The 24,469-nt window shown below is 72.0% G+C and carries 17 protein-coding genes; 6 read left to right on the forward strand and 11 right to left on the reverse strand.

The window, feature by feature from the left end; translation table 11 throughout:
* Positions 1 to 25 precede the first annotated feature (25 nt).
* From ACQSSQ_RS13650 to ACQSSQ_RS13675, 6 genes are all read right to left on the reverse strand, one after another.
* A complete protein-coding gene (locus ACQSSQ_RS13650) occupies positions 26 to 796 on the reverse strand; it encodes a type III pantothenate kinase (protein WP_431327618.1) in 771 nt (256 codons plus the stop codon).
* Positions 797 to 821: 25 nt separating this feature from the next.
* Complete coding sequence (gene panD / locus ACQSSQ_RS13655; RefSeq protein WP_431327619.1) at positions 822 to 1,247, reverse strand: aspartate 1-decarboxylase; 426 nt, start codon at positions 1,245 to 1,247, stop codon at positions 822 to 824.
* The gene (gene panC, locus ACQSSQ_RS13660) at positions 1,247 to 2,113 is read right to left on the reverse strand and encodes a pantoate--beta-alanine ligase (protein WP_431327620.1); all 867 of its coding nucleotides are present in this window, start codon (positions 2,111 to 2,113) and stop codon (positions 1,247 to 1,249) included. The genes panD and panC overlap by 1 nt, the downstream gene beginning before the upstream one ends.
* Positions 2,110 to 3,033, reverse strand: a complete 924-nt coding sequence (locus tag ACQSSQ_RS13665) for a Rossmann-like and DUF2520 domain-containing protein (RefSeq protein WP_431327621.1) — start codon at positions 3,031 to 3,033, stop codon at positions 2,110 to 2,112. The genes panC and ACQSSQ_RS13665 overlap by 4 nt, the downstream gene beginning before the upstream one ends.
* 114 nt (positions 3,034 to 3,147) lie before the next feature.
* Positions 3,148 to 5,301 (reverse strand): acyltransferase family protein, encoded by a 2,154-nt coding sequence (locus ACQSSQ_RS13670; protein WP_431327622.1) that lies wholly within the window; start codon positions 5,299 to 5,301, stop codon positions 3,148 to 3,150.
* Positions 5,302 to 5,382: 81 nt separating this feature from the next.
* Positions 5,383 to 6,438: a DUF6270 domain-containing protein gene (locus ACQSSQ_RS13675; RefSeq protein ID WP_431327623.1), complete on the reverse strand. Its 1,056-nt coding sequence runs from the start codon at positions 6,436 to 6,438 to the stop codon at positions 5,383 to 5,385.
* Between the two features lie 143 nt (positions 6,439 to 6,581).
* Between ACQSSQ_RS13675 and ACQSSQ_RS13680 the strand changes: the two genes are divergently transcribed.
* Positions 6,582 to 7,691, forward strand: a complete 1,110-nt coding sequence (locus tag ACQSSQ_RS13680) for a mannose-1-phosphate guanylyltransferase (protein ID WP_431327624.1) — start codon at positions 6,582 to 6,584, stop codon at positions 7,689 to 7,691.
* A gap of 20 nt (positions 7,692 to 7,711) precedes the next feature.
* Positions 7,712 to 10,879, forward strand: coding sequence for a glycosyltransferase (locus ACQSSQ_RS13685; RefSeq protein WP_431327625.1), 3,168 nt, complete (start codon positions 7,712 to 7,714; stop codon positions 10,877 to 10,879).
* 28 nt (positions 10,880 to 10,907) lie between these two features.
* Here the strand turns inward: ACQSSQ_RS13685 and ACQSSQ_RS13690 are convergent, their stop codons facing one another.
* The 5 genes from ACQSSQ_RS13690 to rfbA form a co-directional block, all read right to left on the reverse strand.
* Positions 10,908 to 11,534, reverse strand: a complete 627-nt coding sequence (locus tag ACQSSQ_RS13690; protein ID WP_431327626.1) for a class I SAM-dependent methyltransferase — start codon at positions 11,532 to 11,534, stop codon at positions 10,908 to 10,910.
* 478 nt (positions 11,535 to 12,012) lie between these two features.
* Positions 12,013 to 12,867 (reverse strand): hypothetical protein, encoded by an 855-nt coding sequence (locus ACQSSQ_RS13695; protein WP_431327627.1) that lies wholly within the window; start codon positions 12,865 to 12,867, stop codon positions 12,013 to 12,015.
* A 176-nt stretch (positions 12,868 to 13,043) separates the two neighbouring features.
* Positions 13,044 to 15,182: an acyltransferase family protein gene (locus tag ACQSSQ_RS13700; RefSeq protein WP_431327628.1), complete on the reverse strand. Its 2,139-nt coding sequence runs from the start codon at positions 15,180 to 15,182 to the stop codon at positions 13,044 to 13,046.
* A 62-nt stretch (positions 15,183 to 15,244) separates the two neighbouring features.
* On the reverse strand, positions 15,245 to 17,416 hold the full coding sequence (locus ACQSSQ_RS13705) for a CDP-glycerol glycerophosphotransferase family protein (protein ID WP_431327629.1): 2,172 nt from the start codon (positions 17,414 to 17,416) through the stop codon (positions 15,245 to 15,247).
* Between the two features lie 167 nt (positions 17,417 to 17,583).
* Positions 17,584 to 18,456, reverse strand: a complete 873-nt coding sequence (gene rfbA, locus ACQSSQ_RS13710) for a glucose-1-phosphate thymidylyltransferase RfbA (protein WP_431327630.1) — start codon at positions 18,454 to 18,456, stop codon at positions 17,584 to 17,586.
* A 70-nt stretch (positions 18,457 to 18,526) separates the two neighbouring features.
* On the opposite strand from rfbA, the gene ACQSSQ_RS13715 reads away from it, so the two are divergent.
* From ACQSSQ_RS13715 to ACQSSQ_RS13730, 4 genes are read left to right on the forward strand one after another with little or no spacing between them, the layout of a single operon-like run.
* On the forward strand, positions 18,527 to 20,239 hold the full coding sequence (locus tag ACQSSQ_RS13715) for a glycosyltransferase family 61 protein (RefSeq protein WP_431327631.1): 1,713 nt from the start codon (positions 18,527 to 18,529) through the stop codon (positions 20,237 to 20,239).
* Positions 20,240 to 20,287: 48 nt separating this feature from the next.
* Entirely contained in the window at positions 20,288 to 22,087 is a 1,800-nt protein-coding gene (locus ACQSSQ_RS13720; RefSeq protein WP_431327632.1) for a glycosyltransferase, read from the forward strand.
* Between the two features lie 9 nt (positions 22,088 to 22,096).
* Complete coding sequence (gene rfbB, locus ACQSSQ_RS13725; protein WP_431327633.1) at positions 22,097 to 23,095, forward strand: dTDP-glucose 4,6-dehydratase; 999 nt, start codon at positions 22,097 to 22,099, stop codon at positions 23,093 to 23,095.
* Entirely contained in the window at positions 23,092 to 24,468 is a 1,377-nt protein-coding gene (locus ACQSSQ_RS13730; protein WP_431327634.1) for a sugar nucleotide-binding protein, read from the forward strand. Before rfbB ends, ACQSSQ_RS13730 begins: the two co-directional genes overlap by 4 nt.
* Position 24,469: the final 1 nt, after the last annotated feature.

Raw genomic sequence — 24,469 nt, forward strand, 5'->3', positions numbered from 1 at the left:
CAGGGTAGTAGGGGCCCGCGAGGCGTCAGGAGTTGCGTTCGGCCACGATGCGCAGCCCGATCAGCGTCAGGTCGGGCACGTGCGCGGTGACCGTCGTGCACTCGCCCAGGACGACGTCGGCGTTGCTCCCGGTCGCGACGACCGCGACGTCCTCGGCGCCGAGCGCGGCGACCATCCGGGTGACGATGCCGTCGACCAGGCCTGCGAACCCGAAGACCATCCCGGACTGGATGGCCTCGACCGTGTTCTTGGCGACCACGCCACGGGGGCGGACGAGCTCCACCGAGCGCAGCTGCGCACCGCGCCGCGCGAGGGCGTCCAGCGAGATGCCGATGCCGGCGGAGATCGCGCCGCCGACGTAGCGGCCCTGCGCGTCGACGACGTCGAAGGTGGTCGCCGTGCCGAGGTCGACGACGATGCACGGCCGGCCGGCGTAGAGGACCCCTGCGGCGGCCGCGTTGACGATCCGGTCCGCCCCGACCTCGCGCGGGTTGTCCATGAGGATCGAGACACCGGTACGGGTCCCCGGCTCGACGATCGAGACGGCGCAGCGGGCGTAGTGGTGCTCGAGCAGCAGCCGCATCTCGTGCAGGATCGCGGGGACCGTGCAGGCGAGCGCGACGGCCTCGACCGGGCCGGCCGCGTGCTGTGCCAGCAGACCCTCGATGAGCAGGTGCCACTCGTCCGCGGTGCGGGTGTCGAGCGACGCCACCCGCCAGCTCGCGGTCAGCTCGTCACCGTCGAAGACGCCGACGACCGTCTGGCTGTTGCGCACGTCGAGACAGAGCAGGGTCACTGCCCCATCATGGCGCAGCGGATGCTCAGGCGGACGGAGCGGCCGTGACATCTCCTCGCACCGTCGCGGTGCCGGGCACGGGCTCCGCGGGGTCCGACCCGGTGCCGACGATGCGGTTCTCGGTGTCGACGAACACCACCCGGGGCTCGAGCGCGCGCGCCTCGGTGTCGGTCACCTGCGCGTACGCGATGAGGATGACCAGGTCGCCAGGGTGGACCAGCCGGGCGGCGGCGCCGTTGATGCCGATCACGCCGGAGCCGCGCTCGCCCTCGATCGTGTAGGTCTCGAGCCGCGCGCCGTTGTCGATGTCGACGATGTGCACGAGCTCGCCGGGCAGGATGTCGGCGGCGTCCAGCAGGTCGGCGTCGACCGTCACGGAGCCGACGTAGTGCAGGTCGGCCTGCGTCACCGTCGCCCGGTGGATCTTGGACTTCATCATGGTCCGCAGCATCAGGAGTCCTCTTCCGCGCCGAGCGGGACGGCGACGTTGTCGATCAGGCGGGTCGACCCGAGGCGCGCCGCGACCAGCAGCCGCGCCTCGCGTCCGGGAACCGGCTCTGACAGGTCGGGTGCGCGCAGCGTGAGGTAGTCGACGTCCACGCCGTCGGCCTCCGCGAGCGCCTTCCCGGCCGCCCCCAGCACGGCGGTCGCGCCCGAGGCGCCGGCGTCCGCCCCGGCCCGCAGTGCACGGGAGAGCGACGCGGCGAGCGTGCGCTGGGTCGTGTCGAGGTAGCGGTTGCGCGAGGACAAGGCCAGCCCGTCGTCCTCGCGGACCGTCGGGCACCCCTCCACGACGACCGGCAGGCAGAGGGCGCGCGCCATCTGCCGGATGAGCACCAGCTGCTGGTAGTCCTTCTCGCCGAAGACGGCCACGTCCGGGCGGACGAGCCCGAAGAGCTTCGCGACCACGGTCAGGACCCCGCGGAAGTGGGTCGGTCGTACGGTCCCCTCCAGCTCGGAGCCGAGCGGGCCGGGATCGACGGTGACGCCGACGGCGTCGGTGCCGTCGGGATACATCTCCACGACCTCGGGATGGAAGACGACGTCCACCCCGGCGGCGGACAGCTTCTCGAGGTCGGCCTCGAACGTCCGGGGGTAGCGGTCGAGGTCCTCGCCGGCACCGAACTGCGTGGGGTTGACGAAGATCGAGACCACGACGAGGTCGCTCCGCTCACGCGCGCGGGCGACGAGGGCGAGGTGGCCCTCGTGGAGCGCCCCCATCGTCGGGACGAGACCGACGGTCCGACCCGCGACGCGGGCAGGACCGAGCGCGGCGTCGAGCGCCTCGCGCGTCGTGGCGACCGCGGGTCGGCTCATGCGTCGGTCCGCGAGTCCTCGTCGGCGACCAGGGTGGCGAGGACGTCCCACTCGGACTCGCGCAGGACCTGGCGGATCGCCCGGGCGCGCTTCTCGTCGAGGCGTCCGTCGGCGACCGCGTGGACCGACGTGGCGCGCGCCATCGCGACGTACGCGTCCATGGTGGGGACGGGCTGCTCCTCGAGGGCGGCGAGGTGGGCCTGGACGGTCTCCACGTCCCCACGCACGACCGGCCCGGTGAGCGCGGCGTCCTCGTACAGGAGGGCGTTGTCGAGGGCCGCGGTCAGGAGCGGGCGCAGGACCGCGGCCGGGTCCTCGGCCCCGGTACGGCGCAGGATCTGCATGGCCTGCGACACGAGGGTGACGAGGTGGTTGGAGCCGTGGGCCAGCGCGGCGTGGTACGTCGTCCGGTCCTCGTCGCGAATCCACATCGGCCGCCCGCCCAGGTCGGCGACGAGGGACTCGGCGATCGCACGGTCGTCGGCGCCCGCGGTCAGGCCGAAGACGCAGCCGCCGAGCCGGGTGAGGTCGACGTCGGTGCCGGTGAACGTCATCGCGGGGTGCAGCGCGACGGGGCGTGCACCGACGTGCGCGGCGGCCGCGAGCACGCCGAGCCCGTGGCGGCCGCTGGTGTGCACGACGACCTGGCCGGGGCGGAGGTGGCCGTCGAGCGCGAGCTCGGCGACGAGGGCCGCGAGCGCGTCGTCGGGAACGGCGAGGAGGAGGACGTCGGCACGGGCCGCGACCTCGGCAGGCGTCAGCAGCGGGACACCGGGAAGAAGGGTGTCGATGCGGGTGCGGGAGGCGGCGGACCGGCCGCTCGCGGCGACGATCTCGTGGCCGGCCTCGCGCAGCCGGGCGGCGAGCACCGCTCCGACGCGACCTGCACCGACCACGCCTACGGCGTGGAGGGACTTCATCGAAGTGCCTTTCGTTCCAGTCCCCGGGCGGGGTACCAGACAAACGGACGCTTTCAGTCTACGTGCGCGAAACCTGGCTGTAACGAGCCTGTGGCGCGCCTCACACGAGCCGCGTCAGTCCTCGAGGAGGCCGGCCTTCGCGAGGGCCTGGCGGTAGTACGGCGCCATCGTCCGCGCGTACGTGATCGAGACGTGGTTGCTGTCGCGGTAGACGTTCGCGCCCCCGACGACCGCGGGGCAGGTGGTGTCGTCGCAGTACCACCGGGTCATGTCGAGGTACACCGCGCGGCCACGACCCCGCTCCTTGACGACCTTCTCGACGGCCGGCTCGTACGGGTCGAAGCTGTCGGTCACGGCCGTCTTGCGCGACAGCGCGCACGTCTCTGCTCCGGCGGCGCCGACCTCTCCGAGGCAGATGTTGGGGTCGTCCTCGGGCAGACGACCACCCTCGGGGTTGTCGCGGATCGCGACGATCGGGACTGCGGCGTCCAGCGCCGGCCTCCACACGTCGAGGAGGCCCTGGACCCTGTCCTCGTCGCTCGCACGCTGGCTGGAGGCGCGGTTGGTGGTGACGATAAAGTCGAAGCGGTCCGCGTCGTCCTGGAGCAGGCCGTCGAGGTTCGCCTTGAGCGCGGCGCACGCGTCCTTGCGGGTCTGCGTGTTGCCGGCCGCGGGCGGGACCGTGGACCAGGCGCAGCCCGGCGACGAGAACATCTCGGCGGTGAGCACACCCTGCTCGACGAGGATCTCGACCATCGGCATCAGCGCCCGGGCGTGCGAGTCGCCGACGACCGCCACGTGCGGGACGCCTCGGCGCGGGGTCCCGAAGGGACAGCCCTCGAACGTCTTGCCCCGCAGGTGGGCGGCGCACCGCTCGTACGTCGCGTGGTCGGCCTTGATCTCAGACGGGTCCGGGATGATCGCGCCGGCCAGCGCCGGGTCGGGGCAGGTGTCGGCCTTCGCAGGATCGCGCGACGCGGCTCCGAAGCACTGTCCGTGCTGGGTCAGCAGCGCCTCGGCGGCCGCGGCTCGCGCCGCGTTGTCCCGGTCGACGACCGACCAGCCCGCGAAGCACCCGGCGACGAGGAGACCGGCGCTTGCCGCGGTGAGACCGAAGGTCACCGTCGACCGGCGGAGCCCGAAGCGCCGCCCGGTCCGCACCGGGTCCTCGACCCAGCGCTTCGTTGCCCAGGCGAGGACCAGCGTCGTCACGCCGATCGTCAGCTTGTCGAGCGTGCCGAGGGTGGAGCCGGTCGCGTACGGGAGGATCACGATCAGCGGCCAGTGCCACAGGTAGATCGAGTACGAGATGTCGCCGACGAACTGGGCGGGGCGCCAGGCGAGCGCCCGGGTCGGCGACCACGCGACGGCGGGGTGGCCCGCCCAGAGCAGCGCCGCCGTGCCGGCCACGACCCACACCGCCGCCGTCCCCGGCATCGGCGTGTCCTCGGTCATCCGCAGTGCGCACGCCGCCAGCACGACCAGCCCCGCCCACGAGACGAGCGCCCGCACGTGCCGGTGCCCGACAAGGACAGGGACGAACGCGAGCATCGCGCCCGCGCCGAACTCCCAGGCCCGGGTCGTCGTCACGAAGTAGGAGCGTGCGGGATCGGTCGCCGTGAGGTAGAGCGAGTAGGCGAACGACAGCAGCGTCACGGACGCGAGCACCCCGCCGACTGCGAGGCGGGCCCGCCGGCGCAGGCCGAGGCGCGGCGAGAGGACCGGCGCGAGCCACAGCCCGGCGACGACGAGGAGCGGCCAGACGAGGTAGAACTGCTCCTCGGCCGACAGGGTCCAGTAGTGCTGCGCCGGGGAGGCCACGTTGTCCGCGGCGAGGTAGTCGACGGCGTCAGCGGCCAGGGCCCAGTTCTCGACGTACAGGGCGGCGGCGCCGATCTCGCGGACGAACTGCTGCCAGAGCATGCGCGGCACCCAGAGGAAGACCGCGACGAGCGACGCGGCGAGAACCAGGTACGCCGCGGGCAGGAGACGTCTGGCCCGGCGCGCCCAGAAGGCGCCGAGTGCGATCGTGCCCGTCCGGTCGGACTCGCGCAGGATGTGCGCGGTGATGAGGTAGCCGGAGATGACGAAGAAGACGTCCACGCCCAGGTAGCCGCCCGGGAGCCGGTTGGGCCAGAGGTGGAACACGACGACGAGCCCGACCGCGATGGCGCGCAGACCCTGGATCTCGGGGCGCACACGGGTGGCTTCGGACGTCGAGGACCCGACCGCGGCGCGAGCTCGGCGGCTCTGGACGGTCGACGACATCGCCGACGATGCTAACTCTTCCGATCCCCCTCCGATAAGGGGGTCCCCGAGGCGGATCCCGGGATCGCCGGGCGTCGCAGGTTACGGTCGCCGTGCGCGAAACAGGCGGCTGCGGCGCAGTCGTGAGGCGACCCGGCGCCACGGGGTCCGCTCCAGCCGGGCGACGCGCGCCCGCAGCTGCACGATCTCCTCGTCGCGTGCCTCGAGCCTTCGCTCCGCCTCGTCGAGCTGGACCGATCGAGCACGGAGGTCGCGCTCGAGGGTGGACCGTGCACCCGTCTCGATCTCCCCCACCATCTGCGCCGAGGCGATTCCCTCGTCTGCGACGACGATCTTGTGCAGCTCGGCGAGGAAACGCCGGTAGTAGTCAGCGGGATAGTGCACGTAGAACGGACCCCACGGATGCTCGTCGTAGGTCGGGAACACGTCAGCGGTGAGATCGATGGAGACCGCCCCGAGAACCTCGACGGCGCGTGCGTCCATGCGCCTCCACAGCGCGTTCGCGGCTTCGACATCGATCCTGTGAAGTCGTCGTGCCTTGCGATGCACGCCGCTCAGGGGGACGGGCCGCGACTCGTCGGGGAGCTCCAGCCAACCGGTGTGGTGGCCGTGGTGGACGATGACCTTCGACGATGGCAGGTGCTCGCGCACGAACACGGCGAACCGGTCCAGCGCCTCCGACCACAGGGCGAAGTAGTGATCCGGGTCCTCGCGGCCCCGCACCTGCTCGAGCTGCCCCGCCTCATGGAGCCGCTCGTAGATGCTGGTGTGCCTGACCTTCCAACGGTTGTCAGTCACGTAGCGACCGTCGGGGAGCCGGACGCAGCCGAAGTGGGCGTCACCGAAGAAGTCGACGATGAGATACTCCGGTTGCAGCCGAACGACCTCGTCGAGGAACTCCTTGCTGAACTCCGTGCGGACGTTCCAGAGGTCGTACTCCGACATGACCCTGGTTGGTTCCCACTCCTCGAGGACCGGATCCGACATGAGGCTGAGGAGGGACATCTGGTTCTGCAGCAGCTCGCACCGATACGTTTCCTTGTATCCAGGGTTGAACCGCGAGTTGAAGCAGTCCCGCGTGATGCAGCTGCCGAAGACTGCCACCGTCCTCGGTTCGGCGTGGGACGTGCGGTCCATGCGTGCAAGCGCCTCTTCGTCGATCGTGGATCGCGCCGAGCCCGCATCGTCGGGCGGCCGATGTCACACCACGGGCGATCGTACATCGGCGGACGACTACGCTGGACCCGCACTCGTCGAGGATGCTGAGGAGGAAGGCCACGGTGGAAGCAATCGTGCCGTCGCTGCATGCCATCATCCCCGCCGGCGGCGCCGGGACCCGGCTGTGGCCGGTCTCGCGGGCGGGCCACCCGAAGTTCCTCCTCGACCTCACCGGAGCCGGCCGCAGCCTCCTCCAGCAGACCTACGACCGGCTCCTGCCACTGGTCGGCACCGACGGGCTCCACGTCATCACCGGCGTCCGCCACGCGGAGGCCGTCCGCACCCAGCTTCCGGACCTGCCGGCCGACCACGTCGTCGCCGAGCCCTCTCCCCGCGACTCGATGCCCGCGATCGCGCTGATGACCGCCCTGGTCCACCGCCGTGACGCCGAGGCCGTGGTGGCGTCCTTCGCCAGCGACCACCTGGTCGAGGACGTCGACACCTTCCACGACGCCGTACGCCAGGCGACCGAGGTGGCCCGCGCGGGCTACCTCGTGACGATCGGCATCGACCCCGACGAGCCGTCGACCGCGTACGGCTACATCGAGGCCGCCGAGCACCTGGAGGACATCGCGGGGGCTCCGGACGTGCTCGCCGTCCGCCGTTTCGTCGAGAAGCCTCCTGCCGACGTCGCTCGGGAGTACGTCGACAGCGGGCGCTACCGGTGGAACGCAGGGATGTTCGTCGTGCGGGCCGACGTGCTCCTCGACCACCTCGGCCGCGAGCAGCCTCGGCTGCACGCGGGCGTGCTCGCGATCGCCGAGGCCTGGGACGGCCCGCACCGCGACCAGGTCCTCGCCGAGCTGTGGCCCACCCTCACCAAGATCGCCATCGACCACGCCATCGCCGAGCCGGTGGCCGCAGCCGGGGGCGTCGCGGTCGTGCCTGCGTCGTTCGGCTGGAGCGACATCGGCGACTTCGCCGCCGTCGCCGAGGCGGTGCTCGGCGGCAAGGGCGGCCTCGGGATCGTCGGCGACCCGCAAGCGGTCGCGGCCGTCGACGGCAGCGGGATCGTGGTGACGTCGGGACGGACCGTCTCGGTGCTCGGGATCGACGACGTCGTCGTGGTCGACACCCCTGATGCGCTGCTCGTGACGACCATGGCCCGGGCCCAGCAGGTGAAGGCGCTCGTCGACCACTGGCGGGACGCGGGCCGCGAGGACCTGCTCTGAGCGCCCGACGCGCCCGTGCGGTGGCCCCCGTCCGCCGGCTCGCCCGGGCGGCACGGGCGCGGGCTCGTCGCCGTACGCCGGTGCTCAGCGTGGTGGTCCCCGTCTACAACGTCGCGCCGTACCTCGAGGAGTGCCTCGAGAGCGTGCTGGGGCAACGGCTGCGCGAGATCGAGGTCATCGCGGTCGACGACGGGTCGACCGACGGGTCGAGCGAGATCCTGGAGCGCTACGCACGCCGCGACGCCCGGCTCACCGTGGTCCGCCAGGACAACGCGGGCCAGGGCCCGGCGCGCAACCGTGGTGTCGCGCTCGCCCGCGGCACCTTCCTGACCTTCCTCGACGCCGACGACACGCTCCCCCCGACGGCCTACCAGCACGCCGTGCAGACGCTGCGACGCACGGGCTCCGACTTCGCCGTCGGCGAGGTGCAGCGCGTCCGCAACGACTCCCGCTCGGCGCCGCCGTGGGCCGACGTGGTGCACGAGCGCGACCGTCTCGGCATCACGATCGACGACTTCCCCGACGCCCTCCAGGACGTCATCGCGTGCAACCGGGTCTTCCGGCGGCGGTTCTGGGTGGAGAAGGTCGGGGGCTTCGAGGGCCGCGGGGCGTACGAGGACCACGTCCCGATGGTCGCCGCGTACGTCCGGGCGCGGCGCTTCGACGTGCTCAAGCGGGTCACCTACTACTGGCGCGTGCGGGAGAACCGCACCTCCACCGGTCAGCAGAAGCACCAGCTGGCCAACCTGCGCGACCGGGTCGCCGTCAAGGCGGAGGCGCAGGAGCTGCTGGAGAGCGAGGCGTCGGAGACGGTCTTCTCCACCTGGCTCGGGCGCGTCCTGGACCTGGACCTCCCGCCGTACGTCAAGCACGCCCTGATCGCCGACGACGAGTACCGCGAGGTCCTGTCCGCCGCGTACCGCCGCCACATCGCCATGGCGACTCCCCACGCGTGGCGGTCGGTCCGCGTCTTCCACAAGCTGCGGGCCTGGCACGCCGCGATGGGGCGGTGGGACGTCGTAGAGGTGATCCAGCAGCAGGTGCGCGACTACGGGCGACCTCCGCGAGCGGCCGTCCGCGGGGGGTCCGTCGTCGCCGACCTCGAGATCGCGGCCGCCCTGGACCCCGATACGCCGCACGAGCTCTTCGAGCTGTCCGACAGCGAGACCGCGCTCGACGCACGGCTCCTGCGCGCCTCGTGGGACGACCCCACGCACCTGCGGCTGCGCGGCTGGGCCACCGTGCGCGCCGTCGGCCACGGCGGTCCTGCGCACCGGCTGACCCTCTCGCTGCGGCGGGCGGACGGAGCGGAGACCGTCGTCCTCTCACCCGTCCCCGTCGAGGAGCCGCGGGCGAACGCCACGATCGCCGAGCCGGAGGCCGACCACGCACCGGCGGGGTTCGAGGTCGTCGTCCCGGTGGGACGTCTGCTCCGCGACGAGGCGGGAAGCCGCGCGACCGACCGCTGGGTCCTCGAGGCCGAGGTCGCGATCGACGGCGTGACCCGGCGGGGCGTGTTCTCCGGACCGGTCGGCGGCGGATCGGCCGCATCGCAGTCGCTCACGCACGCCGACACGGACCGGCACCGCGTCACCCCCGCATGGGAGGCACGCGACGGGTTCGTCCTGGAAGTCGCACCGATGCCTCGGGCGGAGGGCGCGGAGGCCGCTCCTGAAGGCCCTGCCGTCACCGATGCCCGGACCGCCGACGGATCGCTCGCGGTCACGCTGGTCGGTCTCCCCGAGGGTTCGGCGGGGGTCGTGCTCGTCGGCGAACGCCTCTCGGTCGCGTCGGAGGGTGCCGCGGACGCCGACCCCCGCGGCGAGGTCGTCGTCCCGCTGCGGGCTGCGGTGCTCGGCGGCCCTGTGCGCGCGCTCCCGTCCGGTTCGTACGCGCTGCGCCTCGCTGACTCCACGCCCGTCGGCGCCACCCCGGCGTTCCGCGCCCGCCTTCCGTTGGAGCAGACGACGGAGGACGGCGCCGTCCGGTGGACCTTCGCCCGGTCGGGTGAGATCCGGTTGACCGTGATGTCCGGGCTCGGACCGGTCGAGCGCAGCCGCTGGGCCCGCAGACAGGTGGTCCACTCCTTCGAGCGTTCGGACGCGCCCGCGGTCGAGCAGCTCCTCGTCCACTCACGGGGTGGGCTGTCCGGCGGCGGCGCGCCGGCGGCGGTCGCCCGGGCCGTCGCCGAGCTGCGGCCCGACCTCCCGCTCGTGTGGTCCACGGTCGACCGCTCGGTCGTCGTGCCCGACGGCGCACGGCAGGTGGTCGTCGGGAGCGCGGAGTGGGCGCACGAGGTCCGACGGTCGCGGCTCGTCGTGGCCGACGGCCCCCTCGACGTCCTGCTGGCGCCGCCCGACCGGCGCTGGATGAATCTCGCCCCGGTCCAACCGCTCACGTCGCAGGGTCGCGCCCGGTGGACGGCCGCGGGATGGTCGGCCGCGCACGTGCACGAGGAGCAGCGCCGGCTCGCGCGCTGGGCGGTGACGGCCGCCGCGAGCGAGCGCGCGAAGGCCGTGATCGACGCGGACGTGGGCTTCGGGGGCGAGATCGCCGTCGTCGGTGACCCGTCGACCGACCTGCTGGTGACTGCCGACGACGCGGTCGCGCGCCGGGTGCGCGACCGGCTCGGCCTGGACCACGACGCGTTCGTCGTGCTGTACGCGCCGGCCGACCGCCCCGACCGCGCGACCGGGGCACGCACTGCCCGGCTCACGCGCCTGCTCGACGTGCGCGAGCTCCAGACCTCCCTGGGGCCGTCCGCCGTGGTCCTCGTCCGGGGCGGCGACGCGGTCGCCCAGGGAGGCGAACGCGTCCTCGGCGTCCCCGGCGTGCTCGACGTGACCGACTATCCCGAGGAGGCCGAGCTCCTCCTCGCCGCGGACGCCGCCGTCCTCGACTACACGCCGCTGCGGCTGGCGTGGGCGCTCACCGGCCGACCGCTCGTCCTCCACCAGCCCGACCGTGAGGCGTACACCGCGCTCCACCCCCCGCTCGACGGGTGGCAGGCGACCGAGACCGGTCCGGTGGTGACGACCACGGGGGAGGTCGCCGACGCCCTCAAGGACCCCTCCGGAATCGTCGCCGAGTACGCCACCGCGGTCGAGCGCGTCAACGCGACGTTCAACGCGCTCGCCGACGGGCGAGCGGCCGCGCGAGCAGCTGCCGTCCTGCTCGACGAGGGGTAGGCGCCGCGGCGGCCGGCAGTGTTCTGGGTCAGGCGCCGGCTGAGTCCGCGACCCGCGTGAGCCAGATCGACGAGGTCCCCGGACCGATCAGGTCGATCGACTCGACCCCCTCGAGCTCCCCGGCGAAACGTGCCACGAAGTCGGTCCACAGGTGCACCGCGAACTGCGCGTTGTACATCAGGAAGGCACGCAGGAAGTAGGCCTCGTTCCACGAGCGGTTCTGCTCCACGAGCCAGCTGACCGGGTAGTCGAACGGATAAGGGATGTCGTGCAGATGGATCTTCACACCGACCGCCACGCGCGGAAGGATCTCGAAGATCTCGGTGAGGACGTCACTGCCGCTCTTCGCCAGGTGTGTCGAGTCGATGAAGAGCACGTCGCCCGGGCGAAGCTGGTCGAACACCCGGAGATCGACGGCCTGGACCTGCTTCGGGATGATGGTGCAGTTCGCGCGGTCGTCGTCGCGCAGGATCGACTCCAGCCTCTCGGGATACGGATCGATGAAGGTCAGCTCGATCGGGTCGTCACGACGCCACTCGTCGTTGACGTCCAGCAGAACCGCCGAGCTGAACCCGGATCCGATCTCGATGTAGCGGCGCGGGCTCGCTGCACCGATCGCTCCCGCCAGCAGACGTGCGCTCTGGGTTCCGAACATCGAGTTCGCGTGAAAGCGACGGGTCTCGCTGCCTTCTCCCGCTCTCCACCGACGCACGTGCGGCAACCAGGTGCTCCATACCTCGGCCTGAGCACGGAGGTCGAGCTCGACGCCAGGGATGTCTGCGCGCCCTTCGACGTCGCTGCCCCGTCCGCGCAGCTGCCGGACGTCGACGATGGGCGAGTAGTAGTGCCCGGGCGGGACGAACAGAGGCGCCCCTGACTCGTTGGGTGGTTCCGGAGGTGGCTGCTTCGGTCGGGGCGGATCGACGGCCTTCCGGGGCTGGGCCGGTCGACGGCCGAGGACCAGATCCATCGTCGATCTCATCAGCGCCCGCGCGGCCTCGTCACGAGGCGGCGGAAGTCGGTCTGCAACGGCAGCCGCCGCCTGACGGCGCAGGGCCTGGACTCTTCCTGTGCTCGGCATCTGAGGAACGTAGCGTTCGAAACGCCGACGGTCCAGACCCTGCACCACCCGCTCACGCCTCCCAGCGAACGCCTGACGTCACTCCGAGGCCTGCCGGATCGGCGCCCTTGCGCCACCAGCGGGCGGGCCTGACCTCCAGGGCCCCCAACACGGAGGCCCAGTCGCCCGGTCTCGCCACGATCGTCGAGACGATCCTGCGTAGCTCATCGGCAGGGACCGCCACGTGACCCGAACCCCAACGCCGCTCGATCGTCCAGATGCGCTGTCGGTCCAGCGCTGAGTCCATGAAGGGTTCCATGTGCTTGACGCGGTGGTCGTCGCCCGTGTTCTGGATGTACAGCACGTGGTTGCGAGCCTCGCGGTACACGGGTCGAAGATCGGACGAGAACCGCTCGAGGGCGTCGGAGATCCCGGCATCGTCGTTCGCACCCCAGCATGTGCGTGCGTACCGCTCGACATGGGCGCGCGTGTAGTTCGCGATGATCGTCTGCGGGTTGACGGCGACCGAGAGCACGTCGTCGTGCGGTGCGCCGTAGAAGAGAGCGGCGAATCCTCCGCCCGAACCGCCGAAGTACAGGCGGCGGCTTCCGCCGGCCGCGCGGTGGAGGTGATCGATGAGTCGGGGAAGCCCGTGCTGGAGGTCGAGCGTGTCCGTTCCGGCGTACCAGGCAAGGGTCAGTGTCTCGTCACGGTAGAGCGCAGGATCGGCGACGAGGACCCTGTTGACAGGTGTGTCCCCGTGGAGGCTGCCGCCGGTGAAGTACGGCAAGGTGACGCCGCTTGTCGTGATGGCGGCGTGGAAGTTGACGATCGTGGTGGCTGCGCCACGCGGGTCGTAGAGCAGGTCGATGACGGTGTCGGCCGTCCGCACCGCCAGGATGCCGGCCGGCGGGTGCGGATCCCCCAACAGCGCCTCGATCGACGGGTAGTCGTGAACGGGTTGGCGCCACCTCGCCGGGTCCCGGCGGGCTGGAGGTCCGCTCGTCGTTCGCAGGTCCACGGACGCCACCCTAGCGGCACGGTCCCGACGTCATCTCCGCCCTCGGGCAGCGCTCGGGTGCAGATCGGCGGACGACAAGACGATCAGCCGCGGGCGAGCGCCCTGGTCAGCGGCCGCTCGAGCGCCGGCGCGAGCGTCCGCGCGTACGTCGCTGTGAGGTGCGAGCCGTCGAAGTAGACGACGACACCCCCGACCGCGCCGTCGCAACGGTCCGGCCGGCAGATCCGGTCGTTGAGGTCCGCGAGAACGATGCCGCGGTCGTCCAGGTCGTGGACCGCGTCCACGACGGGCTCGGAAGGTTCCCAGTCGCGGCGCGGCGCGGAGCACCGGGTCAGGTCGGCAGCGTTCGCCGCGAGGCAGTCCGGGATGATCGTGCCAGGTGCGGGGGTGTCTCGGATGACCATGACCGGCACTCCTGCGGCCCTCACCTTCGACAGGACCTTCTCGTAGCCCCGGCGGTAGTCGTCCTGGCTTCCGGCGATGTCCTTCCCGACAGCAGGGACCGAGATCCGGTTGGTGTAGACCACCATGTCGAAGCCGCCGGAGGCGATCCGCCGCGTGACCCGCTCGACCCAGGCCGAGCACCGGGCGGACTTGTCCGTCGTGTCGAACTGCTGCCGAGTCTCGGCCATGCCGCACTGGGATGCCAGATAGGTCGTGATGCGCCAACCCCGCGTCCGGGCGATCTCCTGGAGCGCCGGCAGCCACTGTCCCGCGTGGGAGTTGCCGGTCAAGGCGATCGAGGTCTTCGCGTCCGGATCGCCGAACTCGCACACCGTCACGGGGAATCGTGGGGCGCTCGCCCAGCAGTCCTTCCCTCCGGACACCTCCTCGTACGCGTCGGACTTGTCCTTGAGCGCCTGAGCAGGCGCGGGGACGACCTGGCCGTCAGTGGTGCGCGGGCAGTCGGCACCAGGAGCGAGCGCGGCGGCACCGAAGCACGGGTCGTCATCGGCGAGGGCCGACGCCAAGGCCGCGCGTGCGGCTGTCTCCTTGCGATCGACCTCGGCGAGCTGGACTGCGGCCATCGCGACGACGACCGCCATTCCGACGACACCCAGCGCGTACGGCTTAAGAAGCGGCCTTCCCCATCGGGGACTGCGGAACGGATCCTCGACGTAGTGCTTCGTGAGCGCAGCGAGGACCAGGGAGGCTGCCAGGATCGCCAGCTTGTCGAGCAGCCCGAGATCCGATCCTGTCGCATACGGCAGGAGGACGATGAGCGGCCAGTGCCAGAGATAGACCGAGTAGGACACATCGCCCAGCCACTGGACCGGCCTGGTAGCCATCACCGCCGCAGGAGAGCCGGGCGCAGTCGGAGCGTTGGCGGCGATCACAGCAGCAGCACCCAGAACGGGGACTGCGGCCTGCCACCCTGGGAACGGGGTCGCTCCCGTGTAGGTGAAGCCCGTCCAGACGATCGCGAGAAGACCGATCCAGGCGAGGACCGCCCTCGCCGCAGGCGACCACGCGACCGCTTCGACGGCGCGCCCTCGACCGTAGCCGTGCCTTCCGATGAGGACGGCCAGCAGGCCACCCACTCCGAGCTCCCACACCCGCGTCGGTGTCACGAAGTAGGCCCTGGCCGGTTCGGTGACGGTCTCGTGGATCGAGTAGGCGAAGGAGGCGACGACCACAGCACCCAGGCCGGCCGCCACGACGGTGGTCGGAGAACGGCGTACGCGGGCCGAGAGCGTCACGAGCACCAGGATCAGGAGCGGCCACCCGATGTAGAACTGCTCCTCGACGGACAGCGACCAGAAGTGCTGCACGGGGGTCGGCGAGTTCTCCGCAGCCAGGTAGTCGACGGCGTCCGAGGCAAGGACCCAGTTGACGACGTAGAGCGCCGCCGCTCCGGCCTGCTTGGCGGTCGCGGCCCACTGCGTCTCCGGCGCGACCAGCCGGGACGCCACGAGCGTGACTGCCAGGACGAGCAGGGATGCCGGAAGCAGGCGGCGGATCCGTCGTGACCAGAACCCTGCGAGGTCACGCCCGCTTCGGGGGGGCTTGCCGAGCAGGTGTGAGGTGATGAGGAAGCCGGAGATGACGAAGAAGACGTCCACCCCGGTGAAACCACCGGTGAGTCGGTTCGGCCACAGGTGGTAGATCAGGACGAGGGAGACGGCGACAGCGCGCAACGCCTGGATGTCGGCACGGGTCCCCGACGCTGCACGCTCGTCGCGCGCCCGCGGGGAGCGCTCGACCAGCGACCTGCTGCTCACGTCGTTCGTACCTCAGGGTTTCGTCGGGGGTGCGGGCATTCTCGTCGATGATAGGTGGCGCCTCAACGGACGTCGTACAAGGCGTCGACCACACGAGACGCCGCGTGCCCGTCGTCGAGCGGGTTGTACGCCGCCCGCCACGCCGCGTACCGCTCCGCGTAGTCCGCCCGGGTCGCGTCGAGATCGCGCAGCACGTCGACGATCTCCCCCGTGGTCTGGACGACCGGCCCGGGACCCGACTCTCCCAGGTCGAGGTAGGTCCCACGCCGGCGGTCACGGTAGTCGTCGAGGTCCGGGACGAGGAAGATCAGCGGCTTCCCCGTCACGGAGTAGTCGAACATGATCGAGGAGTAGTCGGTCACGGCGACGTCGGCAGCCAGGAAGAGGTCGTTGATCTCGGGGTACCCAGTCACGTCGAGGACGTCGCGGCCACCGACCCGCGACGCCCACCCCGAGATGTTCATGTGGCCGCGGACGAGAACGGTCACGTCGCGTCCGGCGCCGCGCACGACCTCGTCGGTGTCTAGCAGCTGGTCCATCACGCGATTGCCGTCCCGCCACGTGGGGACGTAGAGCACGACGAGACGGTCGTCCTCGATGCCGAGCGTGCGCCGTGCGCGGGCCACCTCAGCCTCGCCGGCGCGCGCGAGGGCGTCGTTGCGCGGGTAACCGAGCTGGAGGATGGGTCCCTCGTAGCCCCAGACCCGCCCGAAGACCTCGGCGCTGTGCGGGTTGCCGGCGAGCAGCGCGTCCCAGCGCGCGACGCTCGCCGCGGTGGCCGCACTCCCGTGCCCTCTCTGGTCCAAGCCGGGGCGGTCGCTGCCGAGCCGCTTGAACGGCGTCCCGTGCCAGGTCTGGACCACCGTCTGACCGCGGCGCCTTCGCAGCCCGTAGGGGAGTCCGGCGTTGAACGTGAGGAACCGCGCACGGGCGAGGACGTCCCACCACTCGCGTGACCCTCGGACGACCGCCCGGCCCCCCTCGGGGACGACGACCGACAGGTCGGCGACGCCCCAGACGAGATCCATGTCCGAACCGCGCCGGCGCAGCTCGTCGTGGACGGCCCGTGCGCTGTCGGTGGCGCTGGTCCCGTAGTAGCACTCGAAGTAGGCGATCGGTCCGGCGTGTGGGGGAGAGCTCGCGTAGCGGTACTCCAGCAGCGCTTGCGCTCGGTCACCACGCTCGTCGTCCGCCAGCGGGGCCGCCGACTCGACCAGCATGCGGCCACCCTGTCCGCGCAGCACCCGGACGTGAAGGCTGTCGGACCGGGCCCACACTCCGATCGGGTCGACGAGGTCCTCCGCGAGCTCGACGGGCGCCTCCTCCTTCCCCGAGACCACCCAGACCTCGTAGCGTCCGGCCGGGAGCGGGACGCTTCCGCCGTACCAACCCTGCACGGACGTCGGGATCGTGAGGACGATCCCTCCACTCCGGGGGCCGAGGTCGACCTGGACCCGGCCGCGAGGTCCGCGCACCTCCAGCACCGCGCCCGCCGGCAGACCCTCGGCCCGGCCGACGACCGTGATCTGAGATGCCGTGACCTCGAGCGCGGATACCGCCAGGACGCCCCCGCTCCTGACCTCAAGGACTCCCGAGGCCTTCGACAGGAGCCGCAGCCCCGTTCCGGCAACCGCGGTGGCGGGCTGGTGGGCACGCACGAGAACACGGGCGACCGACCCATCGGCCAGCGTCGCCACCACCACGTGACGTGCCGACGGGGCGTCGTCGCACGTGAGCCGGGCACGCACCGTACCCCTCTCGACGACCGACTCGATCCGCCGCGGTTCAGCCCCAGGCGCCTCCCCCACCAGCGCGAGACCGTCAGCGGACCGCGCCTCGACCTCGACAACCAGCGCTGCGCCATCCGCCTCGACGCGCGACAGGGTTGCGAGGACGGCAGCGCGAGTGAGCACCAGGCCGTCGGTCTCGGACCAGCTGAGCCGCGTGTTTCTGCCGCCTTCTGCCCCCGACGCGCGAAGGTGTCGTGCGGGCGCGCCAGGCGGACGGACGGCGAACGGGCGGCGTACCAGCCGGTCCCCGTCACGCGAGACGACGTCGACGACGACCCGTCCACCCCGCCACGCCGCGAGGTCCAGCTCGGCCTCGAAGACGGCGTCTGCATGGGACGCCCGCTTGTCCCCGGGATGGAGGTCGGCGATCTCGTCGTGGACGCGGGTCACGGATGCGTCGGCGACCACCTCACCACCGACACCGACCGCGACGATGGACCTCACTGCGAGAGCGTCCCCGCCCTCGAGGTAGGCCCAGCCACGAACAGCGAGCGTCCCTGTCTGCGCCCAGGACGCCCGCTCCAGCACGACCACGGCGTCGGCGTCTGCGCGGGGCGGCGCGGCAGGCGCAGACCGGCGCAGCCGTGAGGCTGCGCGGCGGAGAAGACTGTTCACCGCGACCTGTGCTCCAGCAGTCGAAGCAGGTACTCGCCGTAGCCGCTCTTGACCAGCGGCTCCGCCCGCTCGCGCAGCGCGTCGTCGTCGAGGAAGCCGACCCGCCAGGCGACCTCCTCGGGGCACCCGATCTTGAGTCCCTGCCGGCTCTCGATCGTGCGGACGTAGTTGCTCGCGTCGTTGAGGGAGTCGAAGGTCCCGGTGTCGAGCCAGGCGGTCCCGCGAGGGAGGATTTCGACCTGGAGCGTGCCGCGCTCGAGGTAGACCCGGTTGAGGTCGGTGATCTCCAGCTCCCCCCGGGCCGAGGGGCGCAGCCCGCGGGCGATCTCCACCACGTCGGAGTCGTAGAAGTAGAGCCCCGGGACGGCGTAGCTGCTCTTCGGCTTCTCCGGCTTCTCCTCCAGCGAAAGCGCCCGTCCGTGGGCGTCGAACTCGACGACGCCGTACGCGCTGGGGTCCCGGACCTGGTAGCCGAACACGGCCGCGCCGTCGAGGTCGTGGAAGCGCGACAGCTGGGTCCCGAGCCCGGCGCCGTAGAAGATGTTGTCGCCGAGCACCAGGGACACGCGGTCGCCGCCGACATGGTCCGCACCGAGGACGAAGGCCTGCGCCAGGCCTTCCGGGCGTGGCTGCACGACGTACGACAGGGCGACGCCGAACTGCGAGCCGTCACCCAGCAGGCGCTGGAACTGCGGGGCGTCCTCGGGCGTCGTGATCACGAGGATGTCCCGGATGCCGGCCAGGATCAGGGTGGACAACGGGTAGTAGATCATCGGCTTGTCGTAGACGGGGACGAGCTGCTTGCTGGTCCCGAGCGTGATCGGGTGCAGCCGCGAGCCGGTCCCCCCGGCCAGGATGATGCCGCGCATCCGCACATGGTAGGGCCGCGCCTGGCACGTCGACCTTCGAACGACCTGATGAGGCGGCACGATGGGCCTCATGGCGGGGCGAGGCGACTACCTGCGCGCGTACGAGGCGGTGCTGGCGGCGGCCGGCCCGCGACCCGTCGTCGTCCTTGTGCTGAGGGACCAGGTCCTCGCCACCGCGGGCACGTTGGCCGAGCGGTATCCGGACGCCGAGGTGCACCTCCTGCACTCCCCCGGGACCGGTCCGGCCGGCACCGGGGCCCACGATCGGCCAGGCAACCTGCACGCCCACACGTTCGCCGACGCCGCCGAGCGGCGTGACCTCCTCGCCGTCCTGCCGCGACCGCACCTGCTCGTCGAGTCCTTCTGGACCGAGACCGCCCCCAAGGTGACCGCGCTGCGCCAGATGCACGGCTACGTGCGCGCCGGCGGCGTCTACGCGGTCGAGGGGATCGACCGTGCCCCGGGCGACCGGACGCAGAGCCCCGACGGCGCTTCCGTGCGCGCGGTGATCGAGGACGCGGTCGAGCGATCGGCGCGACGGCTCCCCAAGCGCGGGTGGACCACGTGGCAGGACACCGTCGCGCGGACTTTGACGTCGGTCGCCTACGACGGCGACCTCGCGCTCCTCACGAAGAACGAGGCCATGCTGCGCATGCTGCGGGCGGGCGAGACGGAGACGCTCCTGCGCGCCCGGTACGGCGAGGACGCCCCGGTCGCGACGCTGGCCTCCCGCCCCGCGTACCGCTACACGTCCCAGGCCACCCTCACCAGCGAGGGCGAGGGACCGCGCGTGCTGGGCGGTGAGCTGTCGGTCCCGCCCCGCGCGCTGCGGGCGTACGAGGACGTCGTCACCTACCCGCGTCAGCTCGCGAGGCAGCGGGAGTTCTGGCTGCCCGACACCTTCCGCCACCAGCACGCGCCGCGCCTGCGCCATCACGGGCTGGTGCCCTCCGGCGACGCCCTGACCTTCATGCGCCCGCGGTGGCGTCCGCCGGGACGCCGTCGCTGGGAGGGCGAGCCGCTGTTCTACCTCGACAGCGAGTTCGCGGGCCACTTCGGGCACGTGACGACCGAGGTCGTGTCCCGGCTGTGGGCCTGGGACGAGGCCCGCGCGGCCCATCCCGACCTCCGGCCCCTGGTGAGCCTGCGGCCCGGCCAGACCGACGTGCCGGCCTTCGAGCTCGAGATCCTCGCGGCGTACGGGATCGACCCGGAGTCGTTGGTCGTCCAGTCCGGCGACGAGGCGCTGGAGGTGCCGCTCCTGCTCGCCGCCGACCCCCAGTTCGAGAACCCGCGGTACGCCGACCTGGCGCTCGCCGACACCTGGCGCCGCATCAGCGACGGTCTCGGCGCCGTCACCTCGCCCCTGCGCGCCGAGAAGGTGTTCGTCTCGCGCGGGGGCCGGCGGGCGTGCCTGCAGGCGCCGCAGGTCGAGCGGTTCTTCGCCCGGCGCGGGTTCGCCGTCGTGCGTCCCGAGCACTACTCGTACGGCGAGCAGGTGCGCCTCTTCGAGCAGGCCCGGGTCGTCGCCGGGTACGGCGGCAGCGGGCTCTTCACGATGATGCACGCGCCGCGCGCGAAGGTCGTCATCATCTCCGGGGACGGCTACGTCGCGCAGAACGAGGCACTGATCGCGGCGGTCAACGGCAGCGAGGTGCACTACTTCTGGGGCCGCACCCACAAGGCGGCCCAGGATCCCCGCAAGCGCAAGACGGTCTTCGCCGACGACTTCTCCTTCGACCTCCGCCGGCACCGCAAGGCGCTGCGACGCGCCATCCGCTGACCTTCTGCGCACGACGAGCGGAAAACGCCGACAGGTAGCCTGTGCGTCGTGTGCGCGCTGCCGGTCCGCCTCCCTGCGGGCACCTACGTCTCCGTCGCCAACGCGGTCCGGCTCAACAAGGGTGGACGCACGGCGGTCATCCTCATGCGGGCACGGATGCTCGGCGAGCTCGCCGGTGCGCGCTCGATCATCGCGACCGTCGCCGACGTGCCGGACCTCGCCGAGACGCGGGCCGAGCTGACCGCCCGCGGCGACCTCAACGAGCACGTCTCCCTCGTCAACGTCTTCGAGGACTACCGGCAGCGGACGCACGCCCTCGACGGGGGCGAGCACGCGCTCGCGCCCGTCCCGTCCGGCCTGGTCCCGACGGTCGAGACCGGCGCGGGCGGGCTGCCCTACCGCACGACGTACCGTCCTGGCGGCTCCGCGGCCGACGCCGATCCGGTCGTCGTCGACCACCAGCGCGACGACGGGTCGGTCTTCCTGCGCACCACCCGTCACGACGGCCGCACGGCGTACGACGTCGTCGCCCCGGACGGCCGGGTCGTCCGGCACCACCGGAGCCGGTCGCGGCTCCTCCACCACTGGCTCGGTGAGCTCGTGGGCGACGGCGACGGGTTCCTCATCACCGACTCGCGCAAGATGGTGCCCTCGCTGCTGTCGTTCGACGACCCGCGGATGCACCTGGTCGCCGCGTTCCACAACCCCCACACCGAGCAGGCGGGACGCTGGGACGCGCCGCTGAAGGGTCCGTACGTCCCGGTCCTCGACAACCTCGCGTCGCTCGACGGCCTGGTGCTGCTCACCGAGCGGCAGCGTGAGGAGATCGCGCTGCGGCTCGGCCGCACCGAGAACCTGTTCGTCGCCGCCAACCCGGTCGTGCCGCCGACGCTGCCCGACCCGCGTCCCGCGCGGGACCCGAAGCGCCTGGTCGCCGTCGCCCGTCTCGAGGCCCAGAAGCGGGTCGCCCACACGCTGCGTGCCCTGCAGGTCGCGCTCGACACCGACCCGGAGCTGCGCCTCGACGTGTACGGCGACGGTCCGGGGCGCGCCGGTCTGGAGCGCACCGCGGGCGAGCTGGGGATCGCGCACGCCGTCACGTTCCACGGGTACGACCCCGGCGCGCGCGACCGGCTGCTGACCGCGTCCGCGTTCCTGGTCACCAGCCGGTACGAGGGATACCCGCTCGCCACCCTCGAGGCGATGAGCCGCGGGTGCCCGGTCATCAGCTACGACATCAAGTTCGGCCCGCGCGAGCAGATCAGCGAGGGCGTCGACGGCTTCCTGGTGCCCGACGGCGACGTCAGGACGTTCGCCGACCGGATCCTCGCGATCACGTCGGACCCCGAGCGGGCCGCACGGATGAGCGCGGCGGCGTACGAGAAGGCCGCGGCGCACTCGCCCGCCCGGTTCGTGGAGGACTGGGTGCAGGTCTTCCGCGCCGTGAAGGACCAGGCCGCCACCCGGGTCCGCATCCACGGCGCACGGCTGCACGGCCCGGGGTTGCGCGGGGACCGGCTCAAGGGACGGCTGCGGATGCGGGTCTCGGGCGGTTCCCCGACGCCGGACACGGCCACGATCACCGTCGACGTCGTCGGCGAGTCGACCGGGGACGTCGTCTCGTTCCCCGTCGCGTTCACCCCCGCGCGCCTGTCGCCACGTGTGGACGGGCTCGCCCTCGACGCGACGCTCGACCCCCGTCGTACGGCCGAGGTGCTCGGCGACCAGCCGGTGCGCGTGCGCCTGATGGTGGCGTGGCACAACGCCGCCTGGCAGATGCCGCTCGGCAGCGGGAGCACCGCCGACGGGCTCCTTCGTCTCGATCCCGACGAGGTCGCTGCTCGCTAGACTCCTCGAGTGTCCAAGATCCTCGTCACCGGCGGCGCCGGCTTCATCGGGTCGAACTTCGTCCACCACCTCGTCGAGCGCACCGACGCCGACGTGACGGTGCTCGACAAGCTCACCTACGCCGCGAGCCGGGAGGCGCTCGACGTGCTCCCGGCCGAGCGCGTCACGCTCGTCGTGGGTGACATCGCCGACGCCGACGTGGTCGACCCGCTCGTGGCCGAGGCGGACGCGGTCGTCCACTTCGCCGCGGAGTCGCACAACGACAACTCCCTGGACGACCCGAGCCCGTTCGTGCAGACCAACCTCGTCGGCACCTTCACGCTCCTCGAGGCGGTCCGGCGCCACGGCACCCGCTTCCATCACGTCTCCACCGACGAGGTCTACGGCGACCTCGCGCTGGACGACCCGCAGCGGTTCACCGAGACGACGCCCTACAACCCGTCCAGCCCGTACTCGTCGACCAAGGCGGGCTCTGACCTGCTCGTCCGCGCCTGGGTCCGCTCCTTCGGCGTGGCGGCGACGATCAGCAACTGCTCCAACAACTACGGGCCTTTCCAGCACATCGAGAAGTTCATCCCGCGCCAGATCACCAACGTCCTCGACGGGCGCCGCCCCCGCCTGTACGGCCAGGGCACCAACGTGCGCGACTGGATCCACACCGCGGACCACTCCAGCGCCGTGCTGACCATCCTCGAGCGGGGCCGGGTCGGCGAGACCTACCTGATCGGCGCCGACGGCGAGGAGAGCAACCGCGACGTCGTCGAGACCCTGCTGGAGCTGATGGGTCAGCCCAGCGACGCGTACGACCTCGTGACGGACCGTCCCGGGCACGACCTCCGCTACGCGATCGACTCGAGCAAGCTCCGCGCGGAGCTCGGGTGGGAGCCGCGCTTCACCGACTTCCGGTCCGGCCTGGCGGCGACGATCGACTGGTACCGCGACAACGAGGCGTGGTGGCGTCCGCACAAGGAGACCGTCGAGGCGCGGTACGCCGAGGCGGGCCAGTGACGGACCTGCAGGTCCGCACCACCGCGATCGCCGGGCTGCTCGTCCTCGACCTGCCGGTGCACGGGGACAGCCGCGGCTGGTTCAAGGAGGGCTGGCAGCGCGAGAAGATGCTCGCGCTCGGGCTTCCCGACTTCGAGCCCGTCCAGCAGAACGTCTCGTACAACGCCACCGCGGGCGCGACCCGTGGCATCCACGCCGAGCCGTGGGACAAGCTCGTCTCGCTCGTGACGGGCCGCGCGTTCGGCGCCTGGGTCGACCTGCGGCCCGGCGACGGGTTCGGGACGACGGTCACGGTCGACCTGCACCCGGGGGTGGCGGTGTTCGTGCCCCGCGGGGTCGGCAACTCGTACCAGGCGCTCGAGGACGGCACCGCCTACTCCTACCTCGTCAACGACCACTGGCGCCCCGACGTCGCCTACACTGCGGTCGCGCTGGACGACCCGGAGGTCGCGATCGCCTGGCCGATCCCGCTGGACCAGGCGGAGGTCTCCGCGAAGGACCGCGCCAACCCGTCGCTCGCCGAGGTGACGCCGATGGCGCCGCGCCGCACGCTGGTGCTCGGGGGCGGGGGCCAGCTCGGGCGGGCGCTCGCCGCGGCCCTGCCGGCGGCGGACGTGCGGGCCTCGGACGCGTTCGACGTGACCGATCCCGCGGCGTACGCGTCGTTCCCCTGGGCGGAGTACGACACGGTGGTGAACGCTGCCGCGTACACGGCCGTCGACGCGGCCGAGACCGAGGACGGCCGCCGCACCGCCTGGGCGGTGAACGCGACGGCGCTGACCCATCTCGCCCAGGTCGCCCGGCGGCACCGCCTGACCGTCGTGCACGTGTCGTCGGACTACGTCTTCGACGGCACGCGCGAGGTCCACGACGAGGACGAGCCCTTCTCCCCGCTCGGGGTGTACGGCCAGTCGAAGGCGGCGGGCGACGCCGTCGTCGCGACCCTCGAGCGTCACTACGTCGTCCGGACGAGCTGGGTGATCGGCGACGGACCCAACTTCGTGCGGACGATGGCGCGGCTGGCCCGCGAGGGCGTCAGCCCGGCCGTCGTCGACGACCAGGTCGGGCGCCTCACCTTCACCGACGAGCTGGCCCGTGGGATCGAGCACCTCCTCCGTACGCGACCGCCGTACGGCACGTACGACCTGACCGGCGCGGGCCCCGCGACGTCCTGGTACGACGTCGCGCGCGCGGTCTTCGCCCGCTGCGGACGCGACCCGGACGACGTGAGCCCGACCTCGACCGCGGCGTACGGCGAGGGCAAGGCGCTCGCGCCCCGGCCCGCGCACTCCGTCCTCGACCTCGCCAAGATCGAGGCGACCGGCTTCGTCCCGACCCCGGTCGCCGTCTCCCTCGACGCCTACCTGTCCTGAC

Source organism: Mumia spirodelae, from assembly GCF_050632745.1.
Classification (GTDB): domain Bacteria; phylum Actinomycetota; class Actinomycetes; order Propionibacteriales; family Nocardioidaceae; genus Mumia.

What these genes read in the sequence shown, in the direction of transcription:
- panD (WP_431327619.1), bottom strand. Translation starts at nt 1,247, where the DNA reads ATGCTGCGGACCATGATGAAGTCCAAGATCCACCGGGCGACGGTGACG.
- panC (WP_431327620.1), bottom strand. Translation starts at nt 2,113, where the DNA reads ATGAGCCGACCCGCGGTCGCCACGACGCGCGAGGCGCTCGACGCCGCG.
- ACQSSQ_RS13665 (WP_431327621.1), bottom strand. Translation starts at nt 3,033, where the DNA reads ATGAAGTCCCTCCACGCCGTAGGCGTGGTCGGTGCAGGTCGCGTCGGA.
- ACQSSQ_RS13670 (WP_431327622.1), bottom strand. Translation starts at nt 5,301, where the DNA reads ATGTCGTCGACCGTCCAGAGCCGCCGAGCTCGCGCCGCGGTCGGGTCC.
- ACQSSQ_RS13675 (WP_431327623.1), bottom strand. Translation starts at nt 6,438, where the DNA reads ATGGACCGCACGTCCCACGCCGAACCGAGGACGGTGGCAGTCTTCGGC.
- ACQSSQ_RS13690 (WP_431327626.1), bottom strand. Translation starts at nt 11,534, where the DNA reads ATGTTCGGAACCCAGAGCGCACGTCTGCTGGCGGGAGCGATCGGTGCA.
- rfbA (WP_431327630.1), bottom strand. Translation starts at nt 18,456, where the DNA reads ATGCGCGGCATCATCCTGGCCGGGGGGACCGGCTCGCGGCTGCACCCG.
- ACQSSQ_RS13715 (WP_431327631.1), top strand. Translation starts at nt 18,527, where the DNA reads ATGGCGGGGCGAGGCGACTACCTGCGCGCGTACGAGGCGGTGCTGGCG.